Genomic DNA, 19,932 nt, shown 5'->3' on the forward strand with positions numbered 1-19,932 from the left:
GGGGCCGATCGACGGTACCTCTGTCGTTTCTACCAGGCACTATTGGTTGGTATCTACATAGTAACAGAATAGTTAGAAAAGTGAATAGGTTGTACCATAAAAATAAGCTTTGCCTCAAGGTTGAAGACAAAGCTTATTTCGTGTCATCTTCTGAATAATGTTCATACATGGCATCCGATTCTTGTTCGTTTTCGATATCTTTTTCTTCATGCTTATGGTCGAAGGCATCGTTAAGTTTTGCCCGTTTCCTGAAGGAGTTGGCTAATTCATTTGTGACATGTTCTTTTTCTTTGCGTTTTTTATCACTCATTGGTAAATCCTCCTATCTTCTTTAAATCCTTTTCCTTGTTAGAGACAACCGTAAACCTTTGTGTAGAGTTAATGAAAAAAGACTCCGATAGTAAAAGCAACGAAAGAGATGATGTGATCCTAAGTAGAGCAGGTGAAGGAAAGTAACTCAGAAAGTTGGACACCCTTGGAACGTACTTAAACAGCTATTCTTCCCGGTTTGGTTTTATGGCAGTGGAAAGGATAGAGTCTATATTAACGGACCTTTAGAGTAAAAGGTTTCAGGACAACAGTCTTCTTTTAGTTTAGACGATTTTGCTTGGATCATACATCCAAAGATGTGGTACATGTACTGGAATCTCTCCAGAGTCAACAGGGGGGAGCCGTTTCATTTAAACTATCTGCTGAAGGTGTAGAAACAGATGAGCACATTGCCTATTTAAGTAACAAGGGATGTTATGAATATAAAGGGTATTACTATAGCAAACCTCTCTCTGTAAAAAGCGTGCAGCCATGCTAATGGTTGCACGTTCTGTTTTTGAAGTATGATACACTTATTGAAAGAGTTTATCTTCGGATTCAATGATTAACACTTGCAGAGAAATGGGTGGGGCTATGAGAGAAATGCTTAAAGTTTACAGTGAATGGTTAACGCCGATTGGGGAAAAGGAGAGGGAAGACGTTCATCGTGATGGAGATTGGCATGAAAGTTTTCATTGCTGGTTTTACCAGCATGAAGAGAACCAAAGTTTGATCTACTTTCAAAAACGTTCTGACAGTAAGAAAGACTTTCCCAGCCTTTTCGACATTACTGCTGCTGGTCATATTAAAGCAGGGGAGAGCAGGGTCAATGGCGGCTTGCGTGAAATTGAAGAGGAGCTTGGTTTGAAAATAACGGAGGACCAATTGAATTACACCGGATTTTACAAAGAAGAGCTGCTCTTTAAAACGATTAAAGACCGGGAAATCTGCCATATTTATTTATGCCCCTATGAGGATCGTATGGAGCTGACGATCAATGAGGAAGTTACAGATGTTGTACAGATTGACCTTGAAGACTTTCTAAGCATGCTTTCAAAAAAACGCCCGGATCTCATTGCTAAATCCATGTTGACTGGTGAAGATCTTCCGCTATTCCGCTCAAACTTTTGCCCCCACCATTTTAATTATTATCAGCATGTAGTGCAGGCCATATTACAGACGCGCTAGAGCTCGATTATTGACAGAATATTGCGTTGATCTATATACTTTAATGCATTCATGGAAAAAAGGAGCGAACTTATGAGTCATTCATCTTTTGAAACGCGTGTTGTGCATAATAAAATAGAGCAAGAGAGCGCTGTACATAGTAAATCAACACCGATCTATCAAACCTCTTCGTTTACTTTTAAAGACCTGGATCATTTAGAAAGTTACTATGAAGGAGAGACGGCTTTTTCTTATTCGCGAGAGAACAATCCTAACACAGAAGAATTAGGACAGGCAGTGGCAAATCTCGAAGGAACGGAGGCAGGCGTTGCCGCATCTTCCGGTACCTCTGCCATTTTAGCTGGAATTCTTGCTGTTGTTCAGGCGGGGGATCATATTGTAGCTGCTGAAGATCTTTATGGAGGAACCTATAACTTGATTACTAAAGAGCTAACCAGCTTTGGTATTGAGGTTACAGTCGTATCTTTTGCTGATCAAAAGGCAGTTGAGCAGGCTATTCAGGAAAATACGAAACTACTCTACACTGAATCAGTATCTAATCCATTTTTAAGAGTAGAAGACCTGGGGGGACTTGTAAAGATTGCCCGCAAACACGGCTTATTCACAATGGTCGATAACACATTTGCAACGCCGTATTTACTTCAGCCTTGCAAGCAGGGAATCGACATAGTTGTTCATAGTGCTACGAAATACATTGGCGGCCATAGTGATGTTACGTCAGGGGTAGTAGCTGGCAGCAAGGAAATTATGGAGCAGGCGAAGCGTAAAGTGATTTCTCTTGGGGCAAATTTAAGTCCTTATGAAGCCTGGCTGACCCAAAGAGGGGCAAAGACACTAGCTCTGAGGATGAAACAGCAGTCAGCCAATGCAATGGAAGTGGCTGAATCCCTACAGCAGGAGGAACTCGTGGAACGCGTTTATTACCCTGAGCATGTCTCTGAAAATGGACATGGAGCGATTGTTACGATCGAACTTAGCAGGGAAATAGATATTGAAAAGTTCTTTCGGTCTTTAGGGTGGATCCAATTAACCCCAACCCTTGGAGGAGTGGAAACAACGGTTTCGTATCCCATCAAAACTTCCCATCGAACACTGACAGATGAGGAGAGGAACAAGATCGGCGTCAATGATTACGTTGTGAGATTGTCGATCGGGATAGAAGATCCAGCAGATATGGTGTCTCAATTTAAAGAATCGATTACTGGTTCTGTAAAATAATATTCAAAAATGATTGACTTTTCTAATTGTTGTACTTTATAATTCATAAACATAGCCAAATTAAATAGTAAGTACTCTTATCAAGAGCGGCAGAGGGAATAGGCCCTGTGAAGCCCGGCAACCTTCAAACATCGGTTTGAAAAGGTGCCAAATCCTACAGATTTTCGAATCTGAGAGATAAGAGGAGGACCCGTTTATTCAAACCCCTCTTCTTATCGAAGAGGGGTTTTTTCGTATAGAAAATGTCCTGTTCCGAGCCTTCCTGAAGCCCTCTTGTCATTAAAATTCAACCCATTATTTGAGGAGGATGTAAACATGACAAACTCATTTGAAAGTTACGATCTAAGTACAATTTCCCTGCACGGTGGTCAATCTCCGGACCCTACGACTGGATCAAGAGCCGTTCCTATTTACCAAACAACTTCTTATGTATTCCACGATACAGATCATGCACAGAGCTTATTTGCTCTTGATGAACCAGGAAATATTTATTCAAGAATTGGTAATCCGACGGTAGATGTTTTTGAAAAACGGATGGCGCTACTTGAAAATGGGGTTGCTTCGGTAGCTACAGCTTCAGGGATGTCAGCGATTGCACTATCCATCTTAAACTTGGCTGGCTCAGGTGATGAAATTGTTGCAGCTTCGAATTTATATGGAGGCACCTATAATTTATTCGCTAATACTTTGCCGCGATATGGGATTAAAGTTAATTTTGTTGACCCTGAGGATCCTGAGAACTTCCGCAAAGCGTTAACAGACAAAACGAAGGCTGTATTCGCCGAGACCATTGGAAATCCAAGCTTGCATGTTTTAGATTTCGAAAAAGTTTCTGCGATCGTCCATGACCATGGCGTGCCGCTTATTGTTGACAACACATTTGCTACACCTTATTCCTGTAAACCGATTGACTTTGGAGCTGATATCGTTGTTCATTCGGCTACGAAGTGGATTGGAGGACATGGAACTGCCATCGGTGGAGTGGTAGTTGATGGGGGAAGATTTGATTGGGCGAACGGCAAATTCCCTGTTTTCACCGAGCCGGATGAGAGTTATAACGGCATCCGTTATGCTTCAGATTTTGGGACATTAGCCTTCGTAACTAAATTACGTGTTCAGTTGTTAAGAGATCTGGGTGCCTGCCTGAGCCCGCAAAATGCTTTCCTATTATTACAAGGACTCGAAACGTTGCCTTTACGAATTGAACGTCATAACGATAATGCGATAGAGCTGGCAGAGTATCTCAAAGGCCACCCTGATGTTGAATGGGTTTCCTATCCGGGATTAAAAGAACACCCTGCTCATTCATTAGCGGATAAGTATTTAGAAGGCGGTTATGGTTCCATTGTCAATTTTGGCATCAAAGGAGGCCGTGAAGCTGGTCGACAAGTCATTAACAACATTGCTCTATGGTCACATGTAGCCAACGTAGGGGATGCGAAGTCGTTAATCATTCACCCTGCATCGACTACCCACCAGCAGCTATCTGTCGAAGATCTCGCTGCAAGTGGTGTTTCCGAAGAGTTGATTCGCTTATCTGTCGGTTTAGAGTCAGTGAAGGACCTTGTAAATGACCTGGATCGTGCAATTGCCACGGCAACGGGTAAAGAAACGAGTTCAGCGATTACCGAGAATGATGAAGGAGTAATTAAGTGGGCCCTCCAGTCTGCCCAAATTACTGAAGACCAGGATGGAGAACAAGTAACCCGTACGAAGCGGCTGGCGGTTGTCGGCTTAAGCGGCAAGCCTTCTCGTCCAAGTCATCGGTTAGCACGTAAGATGCAGCGTCTCGGTTATCAAATTGTGCCGGTCAATCCGAGAGAGGATGAGGTGTTAGGGGAAAAATCATACCCAGACATCAGCTCAATTCCTTTCAAAGTCGACGTGGTTCAAATCTTCCGCAGTCCTGAGGCAGCGGTTGAAATTGCTAAGGAAGCAGCAACAGTTCAGCCTGGAGTGTTCTGGCTGCAAGAAGGAGTTATTGCACCAGAAGCGGCACGAATTGCCAGTGAAGCAGGTTTGCAAGTAGTGCATAACCGTTGTACTTACAAAGAAGCACAACGGCTGAGAGGAACCATCGATACGTACGCATGCGAAATTTAATTTAACGGGGGAAAATAGATGAGAACAAAATACTTATTTCTCACTCTCGCACTCCTGCTGACCATTACTTTAATTGGCTGTTCAAGTAACGCCGAAGGAGAGAGTGGAAAACCTGGTAAAGTTACGCTCGATTATGCTTATTATTCACCAACCAGTCTTGTTTTAAAAAAGAAAGGCTGGGCTGAAGAAGCATTCAAAGAGCAAGGAATCGAAGTAGAATTCGTCTTAAGTCAAGGTAGCAACAAGGCACTTGAGTTCCTGAATTCGAGCAGTGTGGATTTCAGTTCTTCAGCGGGGGCAGCAGCGCTGATGGCAAAGGCGAATGGCTCACCAGTTGAGTCCGTGTATTTGTATTCAAAGCCTGAATGGACAGCGCTTGTCACGAATGCAGATTCCGATATTTCTTCTGTTAAGGATTTAAAAGGGAAGAAAGTTGCGGCTACGTTAGGAACGGATCCCTATATTTTCCTCGTTCGAGCCTTAAAAGAACACGGAATGTCTCCAGATGACATTGAACTTGTGAACTTGCAGCATGCCGATGGCGCAGCTGCACTGACAGCGGGCAATGTAGATGCATGGGCAGGACTTGATCCACACATGGCAAGACTTGAGCTCGAATCTGATGCGAAATTATTTTACCGTAAGCCGACCTTTAACACATATGGATCATTAAATGTACGGTCTGATTACGCCGAAAAGCATCCTGAAATTGTAAAAACAGTGATTGAGGTTTATGAAAAAGCAAGGAAATGGACTATTGAGCATCCTGAAGAAGCGGCGCAAATATTAGCCGAAGAAGCCAATATTGATTTGGCTGTGGCTAAAAAAGAAATGGAGCGAAACGACTTTTCCGCCCCTATCCCAGGGCAAGCTTTAAAAGAAACAGTTAAGGGCGCTGGTGAAGTGTTGAAAGATGTAGAAATTATTGATCAAAGTGTGAATATAGAAGAACTAACGAATGAACTTGTTAATCCGAGCTTCGCAAAGGAAGTTATCGAGTAATGGAATATAGGGAGGAGTGAAGAAATGTCAAGTCAATCAGAAACAGCCGTTAGGCCTTCAGTCGAAAGTCATGAGAAAACAAATTTTAATCCGTTCACATCCAATCTGTTTATAGGAAGTCTCCTCCCTATTGTTCTCATTATTGTTTGGGAGATTGCTTCAAGAAGTGGTTGGGTAGCTCCTTATTTGCTTCCTGCGCCCTCTGTGGTTTTAGAGGAGATAGTTGGTATGGCACAAGAAGGTGAACTATGGGGACACATATCGATTACGTTATACCGTGTATTTGCAGGATTTCTACTAGGAATGGCTGCAGCTACTATTTTAGGTGCTGCTACTGGTTATATTAGCATCGTCGAAAAGGTTCTTGATCCAATGCTGCAGGCCCTGAGAGCAATTCCATCATTAGCATGGGTGCCGCTGTTTGTTTTATGGATCGGTATCGGCGAAGCCTCTAAAATTACATTGGTAGCTGTAGGCGTATTCTTTCCAATTTATTTGAATTTGACTTCTGGTATACAAGGTGTGGACCGTAAGTTGATCGAAGTAGGGCGTATGTACCACTTCTCGAGTCTGCAGCAAATCCGTAAAATCATATTCCCTGCTGCACTGCCTTCCTTTTTAGTAGGGGTGCGAAGCGGGCTCAGCCTTGGCTGGATGTTTGTCGTCGCAGCTGAACTTCTGGGCGCAAGTCAAGGATTGGGGTATTTGATGGTATTCGGGCAAAATACTTCTTCTCCCGAGCTGGTAATCGGTAGTATCGTGTTGTTTGCGATATTTGGAAAAATAACCGATGAGATTTTGAAACGGATTCAGACGCGGACGCTGCGCTGGCAAGATAGTATTGAAAATTCTGTTTAGATGGGGGGAGAAATCATGCTGGCAGTTGATCAAGTCACACGTGTTTTTCAAAATGGTAAGGCGGGCTTCAAGAACGTTAATATTCGATTAACCAAAGGAGAGGTTGTCGGTGTCCTCGGTACAAGCGGGTGTGGAAAAAGTACCTTATTGCGAGTGCTTTCCGGGCTGGACGTCAATTATCAAGGGCAGATTGATACAAACGTTAGTGACCCAGAGCAAGCCTTTGGGATGATGTTTCAGGAGCCAAGACTGATGCCTTGGCTTACGGTTTGGGAAAACATTACCTTTGGGATAGCCAGGAAGCAAAATAGGGATCAGGCATTGGATTTACTTCAAACCGTTGGGCTGGAGGGATTTGAAAATCATTATCCTAAAGATTTGTCTGGCGGGATGGCCCAGCGAGTGGCAATTGCCCGTTCGTTACTCAACCGTCCTGAGATTTTATTACTTGATGAACCGTTAAGTGCACTTGATGCGTTTACGAAAATGCAACTGCAAGATTTACTGCTATCCATCTTTGAGAAACATCAAACGACAACTCTTCTTGTTACACATGATATCGACGAAGCCCTTTATCTATGTGACCGTGTGGTTATTATGAGGGGACAGCCAGGGAGAATTCAATCCGAAATATCAGTCGATAAGCCTAAGCCACGCAGACGGGGCGACGTTTATTTAGCAAATTTAAAAGAAGAGATTTTACAAGAATTAGATTTTACAAGAGTGTAAGGAGGTTTTGAGAAATGGCTGATAAAATTCTCCCTCCAAGACAGGGGAACTATAATATAGCAGAAGAATGGATGGAAGGAGAGCCCTTCTCCTGGGAGCGAGTCCATCCGACCTTTACCTGGTATCGTACTGGAAAGGTGAACATGACATATGAATGTGTAGACCGTCACGTCCTTAATGGGAACGGGGAGAAGACGGCCCTGCAATACTTTTCAGAAACGGATAATTTTTCATTCACATACAAGGAATTACAGCAAGAAGTGAATCGCTGGAGCCATGTGCTTGCGGCGTCAGGTGTAAAGAAAGGTGACTTTGTGTTTGTTTTCTTACCGAAGCATCCGTATTGCTATATTGCCATGCTTGCAGCGATTAAGGTCGGGGCTGTTGTAGGTCCTTTATTTGAAGCCTTCATGGAAGAGGCTGTTCGTGATCGAATCAATGATTGTGAAGGCGAATTTCTTATTACGGATTCTAGCTTTCTATCTCGTGTTCATCGTGAGCAAATCCCTAGTTTAAAGAAAATCTTTACAACAGACAACGAAGCTGGAGAGGCAGATCTATCGATTACGGCTGAGGCTGAAAAAGTTGATGATGAATTTGATGCCGTATGGGTGGAGCTTGATGATGGTTTAAATATTCATTATACTTCGGGTTCCACAGGCAAGCCGAAAGGGATTATACATGCTCACCGAAATATGGTTCAGCAATATCAGACCGGCCGCTGGGTACTTGACTTAAAGGAAGATGATGTCTACTGGTGTACTGCTCACCCAGGATGGGTCACGGGAACGGTGTACGGTGTGTTTGCTCCTTTATTGAACGGTGTAACGACAGTAATTCATGGCGGACGCTTTTCAGCAGAAGCCTGGTACCAAGTACTCGAACAAGCTGCAGTGACGGTATGGTATAGCGCGCCGACAGCTTTCCGAATGCTGAAGGCAGCGGGAGATAAAACGATAAAAAAATATGACCTTTCTTCATTAAGGCATATTCTGAGTGTCGGGGAACCACTCAACCCGGAAGTCATTCATTGGGGTGTAAATGCCTTAAACCTACGAATACATGATACATGGTGGATGACAGAAACGGGTGCACAGTTAGTGGCCAACCTCCCTACACGTCCCATTAAACCAGGTTCGATGGGCCGTCCAATCCCGGGTATAGAGGTTGCTGTTTTAAATGAAGAGGGGGAGGAATTGCCTCCTGAAGAAACCGGGCATTTAGCAATCCGATCTTCCTGGCCGGCTATTATGAAAGAAGTTTGGAAAAATGAACAAAAATACCAATCATACTTTCCGTATGGAAAAGAGTGGTACATTGCTGGAGATCTTGCTTATTTGGATGAAGATGGGTATGTGTTTTTCCAGGGTAGAAGCGATGACATGATCAATTCCTCCGGGGAACGCATCGGTCCATTTGAAGTCGAAAGCAAGCTGCTTGAGCATCCAGCAGTGAAAGAAGCGGGAGTAATTGGTAAGCCTGATCCTGTACGGGGCGAGATTGTCAAAGCTTTCATTGCATTGAATTCGACGTATCAGGAAAGTAAAGATCTAATCGAGGAGATTCGCTTATTTGTCCGTGGCCGGCTGGCAGCCCACTCTGCTCCTCGTGAAATCGAAGTGATCCAGGAATTGCCGAAAACACAGATTAGCGGGAAGGTGTTAAGGAGAGAGTTGAAAAAAGCAGAGATTAACCAGGCAGGGTAATGAGTTACCCTGCCTCTTTTATGTAGAAATGGATTAAGTAATACATATTCCCCATCTTTTATAAGGATACACTTATATTTGCGTTATAAACCCTCAGTCAGTAGACTTATCCCCTACATGACAGGGTTTTCATGAGAGTGATTTACTTTAAAAGTGATCCAAAGAATGCTTTTTTTCGATAGCTATGTAAGCATACCTCCAATAGAAGATATATACCTTGCTGATATGCTATGATAGCTTTATCCACCACAAAGGAGTGTGCTATGAGCAATCAAGACTTAGAGCTCTATCACCAGATGACGGGTGGCGATAAGCAGGCACTCGAAGCTATTTACGATAAATACGAACGGCTGCTTTATTCATTTGTCATGAAATTATCTGGGGATCAGACATTAGCCGAAGAAGTATTGCAGGAAGTTTTCATTAAGCTATGGACGAACAAAGCAACATATGATGATACAAAGGGAAAGTTCTCATCATGGATCGTCACGATCACAAGATACACAGCAATCGATATCATTCGTAAAAATAAAAATCAGGCTGTTACCTTAGAAGAAGAGACAGATCTTCCTGAGCAAGTCGGTGATTCTACAGAAGATTTAGTAGAGTGGAGAGAGCAGGGAGATAAGGTCAGGGGAGCAGTAAAAGAATTATCGAACGAACAAAAACAAATGGTGGATCTGTTTTATTTCAAAGGATTAAGTCAACGGGAAATCTCTGAAACATGTAACCTCCCGCTGGGTACAGTCAAAGGCAGGCTGCGACTGGCATTAAAGCATCTAAAAACACATTTATCAAAAGGGAAAGGGGGCGTTCATGATGCGTAACGAATGCGAGAAAGTAATTGATTATTTTAATGATCAGTTGACCGAAATTGAACAAAATGAATTCGAGAAGCATCTGGAAACGTGTGACGAGTGCCGAGAAGAGTTGGCAGAGCTTCGTGCACTTACAGAAGATTTAGCGTTCGCTTCAGAGCCCGTCAACCCTCCAGAAGGTATGAAAGATCGTGTGTTAGATGCTGTTTTTGCCGAAGAATCAAATGATAGCAGTGGTGGAGATTCAGACCAAACAGATGACTACCAAGATTCGTCAGTTGTAGCATTTGAGCCAAGGAAAGATAAAGACAGTCCAGAACCTGAAGAGTTGGCGCAAAAGAATAAAAAACCATGGCTCATGCGTGGATTAGCTGCTGCATTGATTTTATCTATAGCTGGTAATTTATATGCAGTGATGAATGAGCAGGAGTCCGCAGCGCCAGGGCCAGTTGAGGATCCAGACACTCAGGAACCTGATACAAGTACAGATGAAATTGCAACTAAAGTTCAACTGCAAGGTGAGACGGATGCTCAGGCAACTGCCTCTCTTATTCAACAGGAAGACGGAAAACTTCTCACATTACAGGCAGATGCCCTGCAGAAATTGGAAGGAGAAGAAGTGTATCAAGTTTGGTTAATTGAAGGTAAAAAGCCATATCGCGCCGGAACATTTGTGGCTAATGAAAACGGAGAAGGGGCAGTCGCCTATGCGATGGAGCAACTCCCTGAAGGAACCAATTGGGATGCCGTAGCGATATCCAAAGAACCTGATGCTACCAGCCAGACGCCACAAGGTGAAGTGATTTTACAAGCAGAATTATAAAAGAATAGAATGACACATGCAGACAGTTTTTCACAACTGTCTGCAATTTTTTTAAAATTTTTCAGGAAAATAGTGATCCATTTTTAATCTGCCTTCGATAGCTAAGTGAATAAACAAAACAAGAAGGGGAGATTGGTAAAATGGACATGAAAAAAGCACTATTTGCTGTACCGTTAAGTGTTTCACTGTTACTGCCAACGTCATTGGATGTAGTAAACGCTGAGGAACACAATATGCCTACAGTTGAAACAGAGGCTGTGGAGCTTCGGTCAACATTAGACAAATTGTTTAGTGAGCACGCATACCTAGCTGTTGAAACCATGAGAAAGGGAGCAGAGGGGGCTGCTGACTTTAAAGCTTCAGCTAACGCTTTAGCTGCTAATACGGAAGATCTTTCTGCAGCAATCGCCTCTGTTTACGGTGAGAAAGCGGGAGACAAATTCCAGCAAATGTGGAGTGAACACATCGGCTATTTCGTTGATTATGTAAAAGCGACTGGCAATGGAGATGAAGAAGCTAAGCAAGCTGCTCTTGAAGAACTTGAACAATATCGTCAGGACTTTTCTAAATTTATTGCAACAGCAACAGAGGGTGCTGTAAAAGCTGATGGATTAGCACAAGGGTTACAAATGCATGTAAATCAGCTGATTGGCGCGTTTGATGCTTATGTAGCAGGGAATTACGACGAAGCTTATGCAAAAGAACGTAAAGCCATTGATCATATGTATGGTGTGAGTAAAGGGCTGTCTAAGGCCATTGTTAACCAATTTCCTGATAAATTTAACCATACCAAAGCTGTAACGCCTGCTGCTGATCTTCGTTCAAACTTGAATCACTTACTAGGTGAACATGCCGGACTAGCTATGATGGCTATGCAGAATGGCTTAGATGGTTCTGAAGATTTCCAGGCATCTGCAGAAGCATTAGCAGCTAACACAGAAGATCTGTCCGCAGCAATTGGTTCTATTTATGGGGAAGAAGCCGGTCAAAAATTTAAAGAAATGTGGTCAGGACACATCGCTGATTTCGTATCATACGTGAAAGGAACAGCTGCAGGTGATGAAGCTCAAAAAGAGAAAGCATTGCAAGCATTGGAAGACTATCGTGCTGACTTCTCTGAGTTTATTGCCACAGCAAATGGCGAAGTCCCAGCTGATGTTCTTTCCAGCGGGTTACAAGAACACGTTGGCTATTTAATTGGCACATTTGATCAATATGCTGCTGAAGATTATAAGCAAGCTTATGACACATTAAGAGACTCTTATGCACATATGTTTATGACTTCTAAAGCTCTATCAGGTGGAATTGTAAGCCAGTTCCCAGATAAATTTGCTATGGAGAATATGCCATCTGATATGCCGAAAACGGGCATGGGTGGAACAGCGGCAAACAGTGATCTATGGATCTTTGCTTCTGTCCTTGCACTAGTTGGGGCAGCTGGAGTTTATCTTCGTAAGCAGTCTAAACAATAATTAGCTCAATCATTTAAGACTGTCTCCTGTAAAGGAGGCAGTTTTTTTGCTACACAGGGGGGGCAGTTCGGCGCTGGCACATGCCCACAGGATGTGAACTTAGTCGAACTTCCGCTATTCCCACTTCCTTTAATGCCATTCTTGGTCGAATTTCTTCTGTAGTGTCTACCAGGGTGCTTGCAGTTTTGTTCCTAGTAAAACTCAACTCGTTGACGGGTATCCCCAAATCGATGTGTTGTCTGCTGATTTATTGGGTATAAATGTAGTAGAGGACACTTGCGGAAGAGGTGAGTTAGATGTATTCGGTAACATTACAAAAAATATTAATTTACATTGGCTGGGGAATCATTATTGGAGCCATTATAGGATTCAGTGCAGTACTAGGCTTTGATCTTGATGGATCAGTATTTGTGCTATCGATGTTTCTAAGTATTTTTGGAGTATTTCTGGCGGCAATGTATGCAGAGCTTTATCATATACGTGAGGCTGTAAACAAGCAGCGACGCGAACATAAATAACTTAAAGGGAGGCAGGACTCCATTAGTGGGGCTGCCTCTTCTTAATGGGACAGGAAGGAAAAGGCGAGCATTACGATATACAAAACGGCAATAACCGCCATCAGAAGGTAGCTTTGACGGGTCAGTTTTTTAAAAATGATATAAAAGGTAGCGGCGACTACAGACAGGATGAAAATCCAGTAAAGTAAAGTCATGGAGCGTACCTTTTCTTGTCATCCAGGAACTTTGTGAAATAAGCCGCCAGCATGAGTAAAACAATTGTAATAAACCAGCTTACTGCGCTAAGTAAGTCAAGTGACAATATAATAAAGTTAAAGATACCAATTGTGAAAAAGCAAAAGGAAGACAGGTACATTTTGAATGATCCATAAGTGCCGGTGCGTTTTTTGTAACATTTTGCCCTTCTTATGAAAAAGTAAATACTTATTGCGAGAGCAAATAGAAATAAGATTTGAAGCAGTAACATTACGGACCCTCCTACTTTTATTATCATACCTCAGGAAAGCCATTTTTTTCAAATTAGTTTATCCTGCTAAAAAACACAGGAGCACTGTCCATTAACTCAGTGCTCCTGTTAATTGAGGGTAGACTATGTTTGAGTTTGAGATTTCCTCTTTTTCCTGCGAAAAGGGAGCCACCAGTTCCAGTCGCCGAGCATCTTCATCAAGCTCGGAACGAGAAGCAGCCTGATTATGGTGGCATCGATAAAGATGGCAATCGCAATGCCCACACCGATTTGTTTGACAGGGACTACACCTGTAAAAGCAAATGCACCAGTAATGACAATCATAATCAGTGCGGCTGATGTAATAATTTTACTAGTATTCGCAAGTCCTTCAATTGTAGCTTTTGTATTGTCGCCTGTTTCTTGATAAAACTCCTGAATACGTGAAATTAGAAATACTTCATAGTCCATGCTTAAACCAAACACGAGGCTAAATACGATAACGGGAAGGATTAAGGAAATGTCTGTTTCGTTCATTCCAAAATGTCCTCCTTGAAATAGCCATACGAGAATCCCGAAGGTGGAACTTAGCCCAATTATGTTCATCAAAATCGCTTTTAATGGAATCACAACAGATTTGAAAGCAATCGTTAAGATGATAAAAGTGGAGACTAGAATAATCGCGAGTGTGATGCCGATTTTGTCAAATATTTCGGTGTAAATCTCCTGATTGAATTTAGGCTGGCCGCCAAACATCGTGGTGACTTCCCAATCGGAATTGCTCCATTCATATAGGAGATCTTGGGCTTCATCTGAGTTCGCCGTAACAGACAGTTGTACTGGAATCATGAGCTGATCGTCTTCAATAAACTGATCAATGGCCGGTTCAAGCTGTTCTCTGGTTTGTTGTCGGTCGAGGGCAGCCGCAAGTTTATCTGCTGATCCAATGTCACTCTCTGAGTACAACGTCTGAACAGAATTAACGGTATCAGGTTCTTTCAGTTTTTCTTGGAGCTGTTTCATTTGTTCCAAGCCATCCGACCCAAGCCATCCGCCTTCTCGTTCAGCAATAACGTATGCTGTGCTTTGGCTATCTCCCATGAACTCTGCATCAATTTTCTCATAGGCGGCTCGAGAGTCGTAACTTTCGGGCAGCGCAGTGATAGTTGGGATGGATAGATTCATATTGGATACAGGAATAACCCCAATGAGCAAGATTACAAAACTAACCAGGGCAATGATCACAGGGTGTTTCATAACGACCCGGCCGAATTTTCGCCAGCGTGGTGTTGTATCTGTTTCATATGGAATAATCCTCCATTTATGAATTCGTTGTCCTAATACATAGAGCAGGGAAGGAAGCAGTGTAAGAGAGCTGAGAACAGCAGCTGCGATCACGACTGTTCCACCGATCGCGATATTGGTGAAAATGTCTATCCTAATCACACTCATTGCAGCTAACCCGATAAATACGCAAAGGGCCGAGAATAAAATCGAGCGCCCGGCCGTTTCGATTGTAGTGATAAGTGCAGCGGCTTTATCCTGTTTCTGAAGTTCCTCCCTGTAGCGGTTGATGAAAAGCAGGGCAAAGTCAATGCTTAACGCGAGCCCGATCATGGGAGCAATGTTCAAAATAAAGATAGACAGCTCCATTTCTTTTCCAACGAGGGCCAGCACACCAAACCCAATTACAATTGTCATACCGCCAATGATCAGTGGGAGTAAGGAAGCTACCACTGTTCCAAAGGCAATAAGCAGAATGAGCAAAGCAAAAGGCAAACCGATCAGTTCTGCACGTTTCAGGTCATTCTGGCTTGCTTTATTGATGTCTTCTGAGATAACAGGGGCCCCGGTTACCGTAATGTCTTCATTACCGCCAGTGATATTTTTAACATTTTCAATCACTTGCGCCATGTTTAGTGACTCATTGTCAAAATGAAGGGATGCATAAGCAAGGTTTTCTTTTTTCATCGACTCATCTTTTAGCGGTGACTGGATGGACGATACGTTAGGTAATTGATCTAATTCTGTAAGCTTATTAGAGATAGTGGAGCGGAAACTTTCATTGGATTCGTCTTCTCCTTGTTCAAATAGAACGAGGAGGGTCGAAGCTGGAAAATCGAATGTTTCCTGTAATATGTTTTCTACTTTCTCATATTCACCGTCGGTTCTAAACCCATCACCTTCGAGCAAAGAAGGCAGCTGAATGGCAAAATAGCCCATACCGATTGCGGCAATGATCCAAAAAGTAATTAAGAATTTGTAAGAACGAACAATGAGTGAAGCAAGTCTTCTCATGTAACTATCGAACTCCTTTAAATAAAACTACCCTACAAATGATACTCCTTTTCTTAAAAATAGGAAACCAATAACGTATCCATACGGTTATGAGTCACAACGTGTAAATGAACTAATAAACGGGAAAACATGCTGACAGTAATAGAAATATATCCCACCTCAGGTCATCCAAATTCTGGATGACCTGAGGTGGATAAAAATGGTTGGAGAAAGGGTGAATGGTATGGATCTGCCTGAGCGGTTACTGAAGGATGCTGAAAAGCGTATGGAACCATATGATGTCGAGGGGTTTGTTCTGGGACAAGGGAATGAGAATGCGGAGGTTGTTATCGTAGGGGAGGCGCCTGGGGAGAATGAAGCCGTAAAGGAAGAACCGTTTATCGGGAGAGCAGGTGATGAACTTGATAAGCAGCTTGCTTATGTAGGCCTGCAAAGGGAGGATATCTACATTACCAGTACGGTTCGCAGCCGTCCTTACAAATGGGTGAAAACAAATAAAAAGAACACGAATGGGAAGCGAAAAGCTAACCGTAAACCTAATAAGAAAGAAATTCTGGCACACGCGCCTATACTGGACTACCAACTTGAGCAAATATCTCCTTCATTGGTTATTGCGTTAGGAGGGGTGGCATATGAACGTTTGACTGGCAGAACAGAAAAAATGTCAGAGGTGCTTGGAAAAGTTATCGAAACACCGATTATGAAACTCGAAAACGAAGAATATCAGCCATCACATCATGACTATAGTATTTTCCCGCTGTATCACCCGGCAGCCGTGTTTTATAATCCCAAAATCAAGGAGGATATTTACGCTTCATTAGATAACCTAAAAGCTTACTTAACTAAGCACAACCTTGTAACCAAAACATGAAATTCATTATGACTTGGAAAACCAAAAACCCAAAAACCCAAAAAACCCAAAAACCCACCTCAGGTCATCCAGAATTTGGATGACCTGAGGTGGGAAATCATGTCAGTTATTGGGCTGCAGGGAGGGGTTGTTGTTTTTTGAAGATGAAGAATCCTTGTTGGCTAATGGAACTTGTACCAATGCCCGTGCTTCGTCTGCTGTGGATTGCAATTTTCTCTGAAGAATCATTGCCTTCTATACTGTAGATATCCGTTTCAGGGAAAAAAGCCTGTTTAGCGTGCTGTTCTGAAGCATTGCCTGGCTTGACTGTCCCAATGACTTGATGAAGTTTGGATTTTTCTACGCGATTGCCAGTCTGTACATACATCTCCTCTTCAAACATGACATAGGTTTGACGAATCATGGTTGGACCCTGCTTACGGTCTGTCCACTTCGTCCCGCTTAGAGGTTGTACGGTTTGATCTTGGGATGAGGTTGATGCTAAAGATTGCTGGGCTTTTAATTCGGTAACTAAAGAACGTTCCGAAAGCGGGGCAGCTTTATGAACTTCTGATTCAGCTGGCTGATTGGTTACCTGAAAACAAAGTAAAGCAATCACAGCAACGGCAGGCATAGGAAAGGTGAGTTTTATCCAATTTTTCAATGGCTTTTTGGATTGATGGTTGGTGACTTGCTGAACCATTTCGTCAATATCCTGTTCTTTCATAGGGACTTTACGATATTTCACATTGTGATCCATCTTTTTTAACTTATAGTCTAATAGATCATTCATCTAGAAAACTCCCTCCTGATGTCAGCTGTTCTTGTAAGAGCTGACGAGCCCGCCTAAGCCTCGTTTTTATTGTATTCATACTAACTTGTAAAAGCTGAGCTATATCCTTTATCTCAAATTCCTCAAAGTAATACAAAATAATAATTTCCCTGTATTTGTTATCTAACTGCAAGACATGTTCCAGAAGTTCCTCATCTTCACTTTTATGTATGGTGTACTCTTCTGGTGTGGCATGTGGGGAAGGGATGTTTCGAAAAACTTCTGTACTTTTCCTTATAACCCTTTTTATATATGAGCTCTTGAGATGATCCTTACATAGATTGATCGTTATTTTGTAAAGCCACGTTTTGACACTGGATTGCTGTTTAAAGGTTGAATATTTCTGATAGGCCTTGATAAATGCCTCCTGAGTCAAATCCTCAGCTAAGGAGTAGTCCTTCACATAAGAGTAGGCAAGCCATTTAAGGTCGTGGCTATACTCGCGAATCCACTCCTCAACCAATTCATCGGCCGTTAGTTCAGGTTGCTTATGATTTGGATTTTGAGGGAGTTCCTCTGTGCGTTCTTTGCTAATCAACTTGTCCCACCTCATAGAATAGACGACACCCCTCTCATAAAGGTTTTTGATAACGCGAAAAAAGATAACGATTATAGATTCTATCTTAACACAGGTTTTCTATTGAAATGATATGGTTGTGAAAAAGAGCTTAATGTGGAATGGTTATGGAATTTTAGGGAAGCATTTAAAAAAGATACGTTTGACTGGAGGAATAACTATGTACCCTAAGTATTCATATTATAAAGAGATCACTAAAGCTAAGCAACAGCCATTAACTTTTCCGCCACAGCATCAGAATACACAGCCTGGGATAGAATCTAAAATGCACCCGAAGCCAATTATTGAAAACCAGGAATATAAGGGTAGTGCAAAATTAGCCGGCAAAGTGGCAGTTATTACAGGCGGGGACAGTGGAATTGGAGCGTCTGTTGCGATTGCCTTCGCAAAGGAAGGAGCAGACCTTGTGATCCCTTATTATTCTGAGGATGAGTACGAAGATGCCTTTCGAACGAAGGCTCGCATCGAAGAACTTGGCCGCAAATGTTTGCTCTTAACAGGGGACCTTAGTGAACCAAAGCATTGTGAATATGTTATTCATCAAACAATGAAAACCTTTGGGGTGCTAAATATTCTTGTTAATAATCATGGCGTACAATTTCCTCAACAAAGCTTGGTGGATATCACAAACGAGCAGTTTGATAAGACGTTTAAAACGAATATTTATTCCTTCTTTTATCTGTCAAAAGCTGCCTTGCCACATTTAAGTGAAGGTGATGTTATCATCAATACTTCGTCTGTTGTCGCTTATGAAGGCAATAAACAACTTATTGACTATACAGCCACTAAAGGAGCTATTGTAAGTTTTACCAGAGCTTTATCTCAAAACCTTGCAGACAAAGGAATTCGAGTTAACGCTGTGGCTCCTGGACCAATTTGGACACCGCTGATCCCGGCGAGTTTTTCGGAACAGGACGTAGAAATGTTTGGAGCAGATACTCCTATGAAAATTGCCGGACAGCCGTTTGAGCTTGCTCCCACCTATGTTTATCTATCCTCAGATGATTCCCGTTATGTCACAGGCCAAGTACTCCACGTCAATGGCGGCACAATGGTAAGCTCATAGTCAATACCAAAATTACCCACCTCAGGTCACCCATTTTATGGGTGACCTGAGGTGGGTAAATATACCAATTACAAATCGTCGAATCCGTTGTCTTCTGATACTTTGGTGTATTGTCTTGATTTTTGTTCGAAGAAGTCTGACTTTCCTTCGTCAACTTCTTGATAGGCCCTGATCCATTTCAGCGGGTTTTGATTGTGCTCAGGGAAAGGCTTCTCGGCACCCATCTGGCTGCATCGGTTGTTCGCCATAAAACGAATGTAATCTTCTAGGTCGCCAATTGGAATTCCAGGAAACTGCTTCCCAATAATATGGTGGGCCCACTTAATCTCTAGCTCTGCCGCTTCCGCAAAAGTTTTCGTCACAAACCGCTCATATTTCAATCGGTCAAGCTCTGGATTTTCAGCCAGCGTTTCTTTGAAAATCCGTGTGAACAAATTGACGTGGATTTGCTCATCGCGATTAATATAATTGATCATCGTACTCGTCGATACCATCTTCTGATTGCGGGCCAGATTATAAAAGAAAGCAAACCCTGCATAAAAGAACAATCCTTCCAGCACAACATCATACACAAGCGACTTTAAGAAGCTTTCTAAGGTAGCCTTCTCAGCAAAAGTCTCATAGCCATCTGTGATAAACTGATTTCGTTCCATTAACACTTCATCATGCTTCCAATATTCAAAAATCCGCTCCTGTTCACTCTGATCTACAAGGGTGGAGAGTACATAAGAATAAGATTGATTATGGACCACTTCTTGAAAAGCGAGCACTTGCATAAGCGCCGATAAACTTGAATCAGTCAGGTAGTCTGTAATCTTGCCGGCATAATCGGTTTGGATGGAATCAAGGAATGCCAGCAAACCGATGATCTTCTTAAAAGAAGCCTGTTCCTGTTCTGATAACTGTGGCCACTGTTTTAAATCGTTGCTCATATTAATTTCATTTGGGATCCAAAAATTTGAAAGCATCCGCTTATACATCGGGTAGGCCCATGAATAACGGGTATTATCCCAGTTTAATACGTTCGAGCTCCGTCCGTTTACAATTCCTGTTGAAGCATTTGGTGCCTCATAATCGACTAGTTTTCGTTTATGAATAGACGTTTTCATTTCCATCAGTC

20 protein-coding genes and 1 riboswitch are annotated in these 19,932 nt (G+C 42.5%); of the genes, 15 read left to right on the top strand and 5 right to left on the bottom strand.

Going from position 1 to position 19,932, the window contains the following annotated elements:
- Positions 1-133: 133 nt before the first annotated feature.
- Entirely contained in the window at positions 134-310 is a 177-nt protein-coding gene (locus P9989_RS01835; RefSeq protein ID WP_283077143.1) for a hypothetical protein, read from the bottom strand.
- A 297-nt stretch (positions 311-607) separates the two neighbouring features.
- Here P9989_RS01835 and P9989_RS01840 point away from each other — a divergent pair, with 297 nt between their 5' ends.
- The 13 genes from P9989_RS01840 (at position 608) to P9989_RS01900 (ending at position 12,932) form a co-directional block, all read left to right on the top strand.
- On the top strand, positions 608-808 hold the full coding sequence (locus tag P9989_RS01840; protein WP_283077144.1) for a hypothetical protein: 201 nt from the start codon (positions 608-610) through the stop codon (positions 806-808).
- Positions 809-870: 62 nt separating this feature from the next.
- Positions 871-1,497: an NUDIX hydrolase gene (locus P9989_RS01845; RefSeq protein WP_283077145.1), complete on the top strand. Its 627-nt coding sequence runs from the start codon at positions 871-873 to the stop codon at positions 1,495-1,497.
- Between the two features lie 72 nt (positions 1,498-1,569).
- Positions 1,570-2,715 (top strand): trans-sulfuration enzyme family protein, encoded by a 1,146-nt coding sequence (locus P9989_RS01850; RefSeq protein ID WP_283077146.1) that lies wholly within the window; start codon positions 1,570-1,572, stop codon positions 2,713-2,715.
- Between the two features lie 74 nt (positions 2,716-2,789).
- Positions 2,790-2,899, top strand: a riboswitch (SAM riboswitch).
- A 131-nt stretch (positions 2,900-3,030) separates the two neighbouring features.
- Positions 3,031-4,818 (top strand): PLP-dependent aspartate aminotransferase family protein, encoded by a 1,788-nt coding sequence (locus P9989_RS01855; RefSeq protein WP_283077147.1) that lies wholly within the window; start codon positions 3,031-3,033, stop codon positions 4,816-4,818.
- An 18-nt stretch (positions 4,819-4,836) separates the two neighbouring features.
- A complete protein-coding gene (locus P9989_RS01860) occupies positions 4,837-5,820 on the top strand; it encodes an aliphatic sulfonate ABC transporter substrate-binding protein (RefSeq protein ID WP_283077148.1) in 984 nt (327 codons plus the stop codon).
- 24 nt (positions 5,821-5,844) lie between these two features.
- On the top strand, positions 5,845-6,678 hold the full coding sequence (locus tag P9989_RS01865; protein WP_283077149.1) for an ABC transporter permease: 834 nt from the start codon (positions 5,845-5,847) through the stop codon (positions 6,676-6,678).
- Between the two features lie 15 nt (positions 6,679-6,693).
- Entirely contained in the window at positions 6,694-7,407 is a 714-nt protein-coding gene (locus P9989_RS01870; protein ID WP_283077150.1) for an ABC transporter ATP-binding protein, read from the top strand.
- Positions 7,408-7,421: 14 nt separating this feature from the next.
- Positions 7,422-9,113, top strand: coding sequence for an acetate--CoA ligase (gene acsA / locus P9989_RS01875; protein WP_390305418.1), 1,692 nt, complete (start codon positions 7,422-7,424; stop codon positions 9,111-9,113).
- Between the two features lie 263 nt (positions 9,114-9,376).
- A complete protein-coding gene (locus tag P9989_RS01880) occupies positions 9,377-9,940 on the top strand; it encodes an RNA polymerase sigma factor (protein ID WP_283077151.1) in 564 nt (187 codons plus the stop codon).
- Positions 9,930-10,754 carry an anti-sigma factor gene (locus P9989_RS01885; protein ID WP_283077152.1) on the top strand — a complete coding sequence of 275 codons (825 nt, stop codon included), beginning with the start codon at positions 9,930-9,932 and terminating at the stop codon, positions 10,752-10,754. Before P9989_RS01880 ends, P9989_RS01885 begins: the two co-directional genes overlap by 11 nt.
- Positions 10,755-10,894: 140 nt before the next feature.
- On the top strand, positions 10,895-12,226 hold the full coding sequence (locus P9989_RS01890; protein ID WP_283077153.1) for a copper amine oxidase: 1,332 nt from the start codon (positions 10,895-10,897) through the stop codon (positions 12,224-12,226).
- 296 nt (positions 12,227-12,522) lie between these two features.
- Entirely contained in the window at positions 12,523-12,744 is a 222-nt protein-coding gene (locus P9989_RS01895) for a hypothetical protein (RefSeq protein WP_283077154.1), read from the top strand.
- A 44-nt stretch (positions 12,745-12,788) separates the two neighbouring features.
- The gene (locus P9989_RS01900; protein WP_283077155.1) at positions 12,789-12,932 is read left to right on the top strand and encodes a hypothetical protein; all 144 of its coding nucleotides are present in this window, start codon (positions 12,789-12,791) and stop codon (positions 12,930-12,932) included.
- Between the two features lie 401 nt (positions 12,933-13,333).
- Here P9989_RS01900 and P9989_RS01905 read toward each other — a convergent pair whose 3' ends face one another.
- Complete coding sequence (locus P9989_RS01905; protein WP_283077156.1) at positions 13,334-15,487, bottom strand: MMPL family transporter; 2,154 nt, start codon at positions 15,485-15,487, stop codon at positions 13,334-13,336.
- Positions 15,488-15,686: 199 nt separating this feature from the next.
- Here P9989_RS01905 and P9989_RS01910 point away from each other — a divergent pair, with 199 nt between their 5' ends.
- Positions 15,687-16,358, top strand: coding sequence for a uracil-DNA glycosylase (locus P9989_RS01910; RefSeq protein ID WP_283077157.1), 672 nt, complete (start codon positions 15,687-15,689; stop codon positions 16,356-16,358).
- A gap of 106 nt (positions 16,359-16,464) precedes the next feature.
- On the opposite strand, the gene P9989_RS01915 is transcribed toward P9989_RS01910, so the two are convergent.
- Complete coding sequence (locus P9989_RS01915) at positions 16,465-17,130, bottom strand: hypothetical protein (RefSeq protein ID WP_283077158.1); 666 nt, start codon at positions 17,128-17,130, stop codon at positions 16,465-16,467.
- Positions 17,123-17,707, bottom strand: a complete 585-nt coding sequence (locus tag P9989_RS01920; RefSeq protein WP_283077159.1) for a sigma-70 family RNA polymerase sigma factor — start codon at positions 17,705-17,707, stop codon at positions 17,123-17,125. Before P9989_RS01920 ends, P9989_RS01915 begins: the two co-directional genes overlap by 8 nt.
- Positions 17,708-17,906: 199 nt before the next feature.
- Here P9989_RS01920 and P9989_RS01925 point away from each other — a divergent pair, with 199 nt between their 5' ends.
- Entirely contained in the window at positions 17,907-18,812 is a 906-nt protein-coding gene (locus P9989_RS01925; protein ID WP_283077160.1) for an SDR family oxidoreductase, read from the top strand.
- Positions 18,813-18,880: 68 nt separating this feature from the next.
- Here P9989_RS01925 and P9989_RS01930 read toward each other — a convergent pair whose 3' ends face one another.
- Positions 18,881-19,921 carry a ribonucleotide-diphosphate reductase subunit beta gene (locus P9989_RS01930; protein ID WP_283077161.1) on the bottom strand — a complete coding sequence of 347 codons (1,041 nt, stop codon included), beginning with the start codon at positions 19,919-19,921 and terminating at the stop codon, positions 18,881-18,883.
- Positions 19,922-19,932: the final 11 nt, after the last annotated feature.

Source organism: Halobacillus naozhouensis (assembly GCF_029714185.1).
Lineage (GTDB): Bacteria > Bacillota > Bacilli > Bacillales > Halobacillaceae > Halobacillus_A > Halobacillus_A naozhouensis.

What these genes read in the sequence shown, in the direction of transcription:
- P9989_RS01835 (WP_283077143.1), bottom strand. Translation starts at nt 310, where the DNA reads ATGAGTGATAAAAAACGCAAAGAAAAAGAACATGTCACAAATGAATTA.
- P9989_RS01845 (WP_283077145.1), top strand. Translation starts at nt 871, where the DNA reads ATGATTAACACTTGCAGAGAAATGGGTGGGGCTATGAGAGAAATGCTT.
- P9989_RS01850 (WP_283077146.1), top strand. Translation starts at nt 1,570, where the DNA reads ATGAGTCATTCATCTTTTGAAACGCGTGTTGTGCATAATAAAATAGAG.
- P9989_RS01855 (WP_283077147.1), top strand. Translation starts at nt 3,031, where the DNA reads ATGACAAACTCATTTGAAAGTTACGATCTAAGTACAATTTCCCTGCAC.
- P9989_RS01860 (WP_283077148.1), top strand. Translation starts at nt 4,837, where the DNA reads ATGAGAACAAAATACTTATTTCTCACTCTCGCACTCCTGCTGACCATT.
- P9989_RS01865 (WP_283077149.1), top strand. Translation starts at nt 5,845, where the DNA reads ATGTCAAGTCAATCAGAAACAGCCGTTAGGCCTTCAGTCGAAAGTCAT.
- P9989_RS01870 (WP_283077150.1), top strand. Translation starts at nt 6,694, where the DNA reads ATGCTGGCAGTTGATCAAGTCACACGTGTTTTTCAAAATGGTAAGGCG.
- acsA (WP_390305418.1), top strand. Translation starts at nt 7,422, where the DNA reads ATGGCTGATAAAATTCTCCCTCCAAGACAGGGGAACTATAATATAGCA.
- P9989_RS01880 (WP_283077151.1), top strand. Translation starts at nt 9,377, where the DNA reads ATGAGCAATCAAGACTTAGAGCTCTATCACCAGATGACGGGTGGCGAT.
- P9989_RS01885 (WP_283077152.1), top strand. Translation starts at nt 9,930, where the DNA reads ATGATGCGTAACGAATGCGAGAAAGTAATTGATTATTTTAATGATCAG.
- P9989_RS01890 (WP_283077153.1), top strand. Translation starts at nt 10,895, where the DNA reads ATGGACATGAAAAAAGCACTATTTGCTGTACCGTTAAGTGTTTCACTG.
- P9989_RS01895 (WP_283077154.1), top strand. Translation starts at nt 12,523, where the DNA reads ATGTATTCGGTAACATTACAAAAAATATTAATTTACATTGGCTGGGGA.
- P9989_RS01900 (WP_283077155.1), top strand. Translation starts at nt 12,789, where the DNA reads ATGGGACAGGAAGGAAAAGGCGAGCATTACGATATACAAAACGGCAAT.
- P9989_RS01905 (WP_283077156.1), bottom strand. Translation starts at nt 15,487, where the DNA reads ATGAGAAGACTTGCTTCACTCATTGTTCGTTCTTACAAATTCTTAATT.
- P9989_RS01910 (WP_283077157.1), top strand. Translation starts at nt 15,687, where the DNA reads ATGGTTGGAGAAAGGGTGAATGGTATGGATCTGCCTGAGCGGTTACTG.
- P9989_RS01915 (WP_283077158.1), bottom strand. Translation starts at nt 17,130, where the DNA reads ATGAATGATCTATTAGACTATAAGTTAAAAAAGATGGATCACAATGTG.
- P9989_RS01925 (WP_283077160.1), top strand. Translation starts at nt 17,907, where the DNA reads ATGTACCCTAAGTATTCATATTATAAAGAGATCACTAAAGCTAAGCAA.
- P9989_RS01930 (WP_283077161.1), bottom strand. Translation starts at nt 19,921, where the DNA reads ATGAAAACGTCTATTCATAAACGAAAACTAGTCGATTATGAGGCACCA.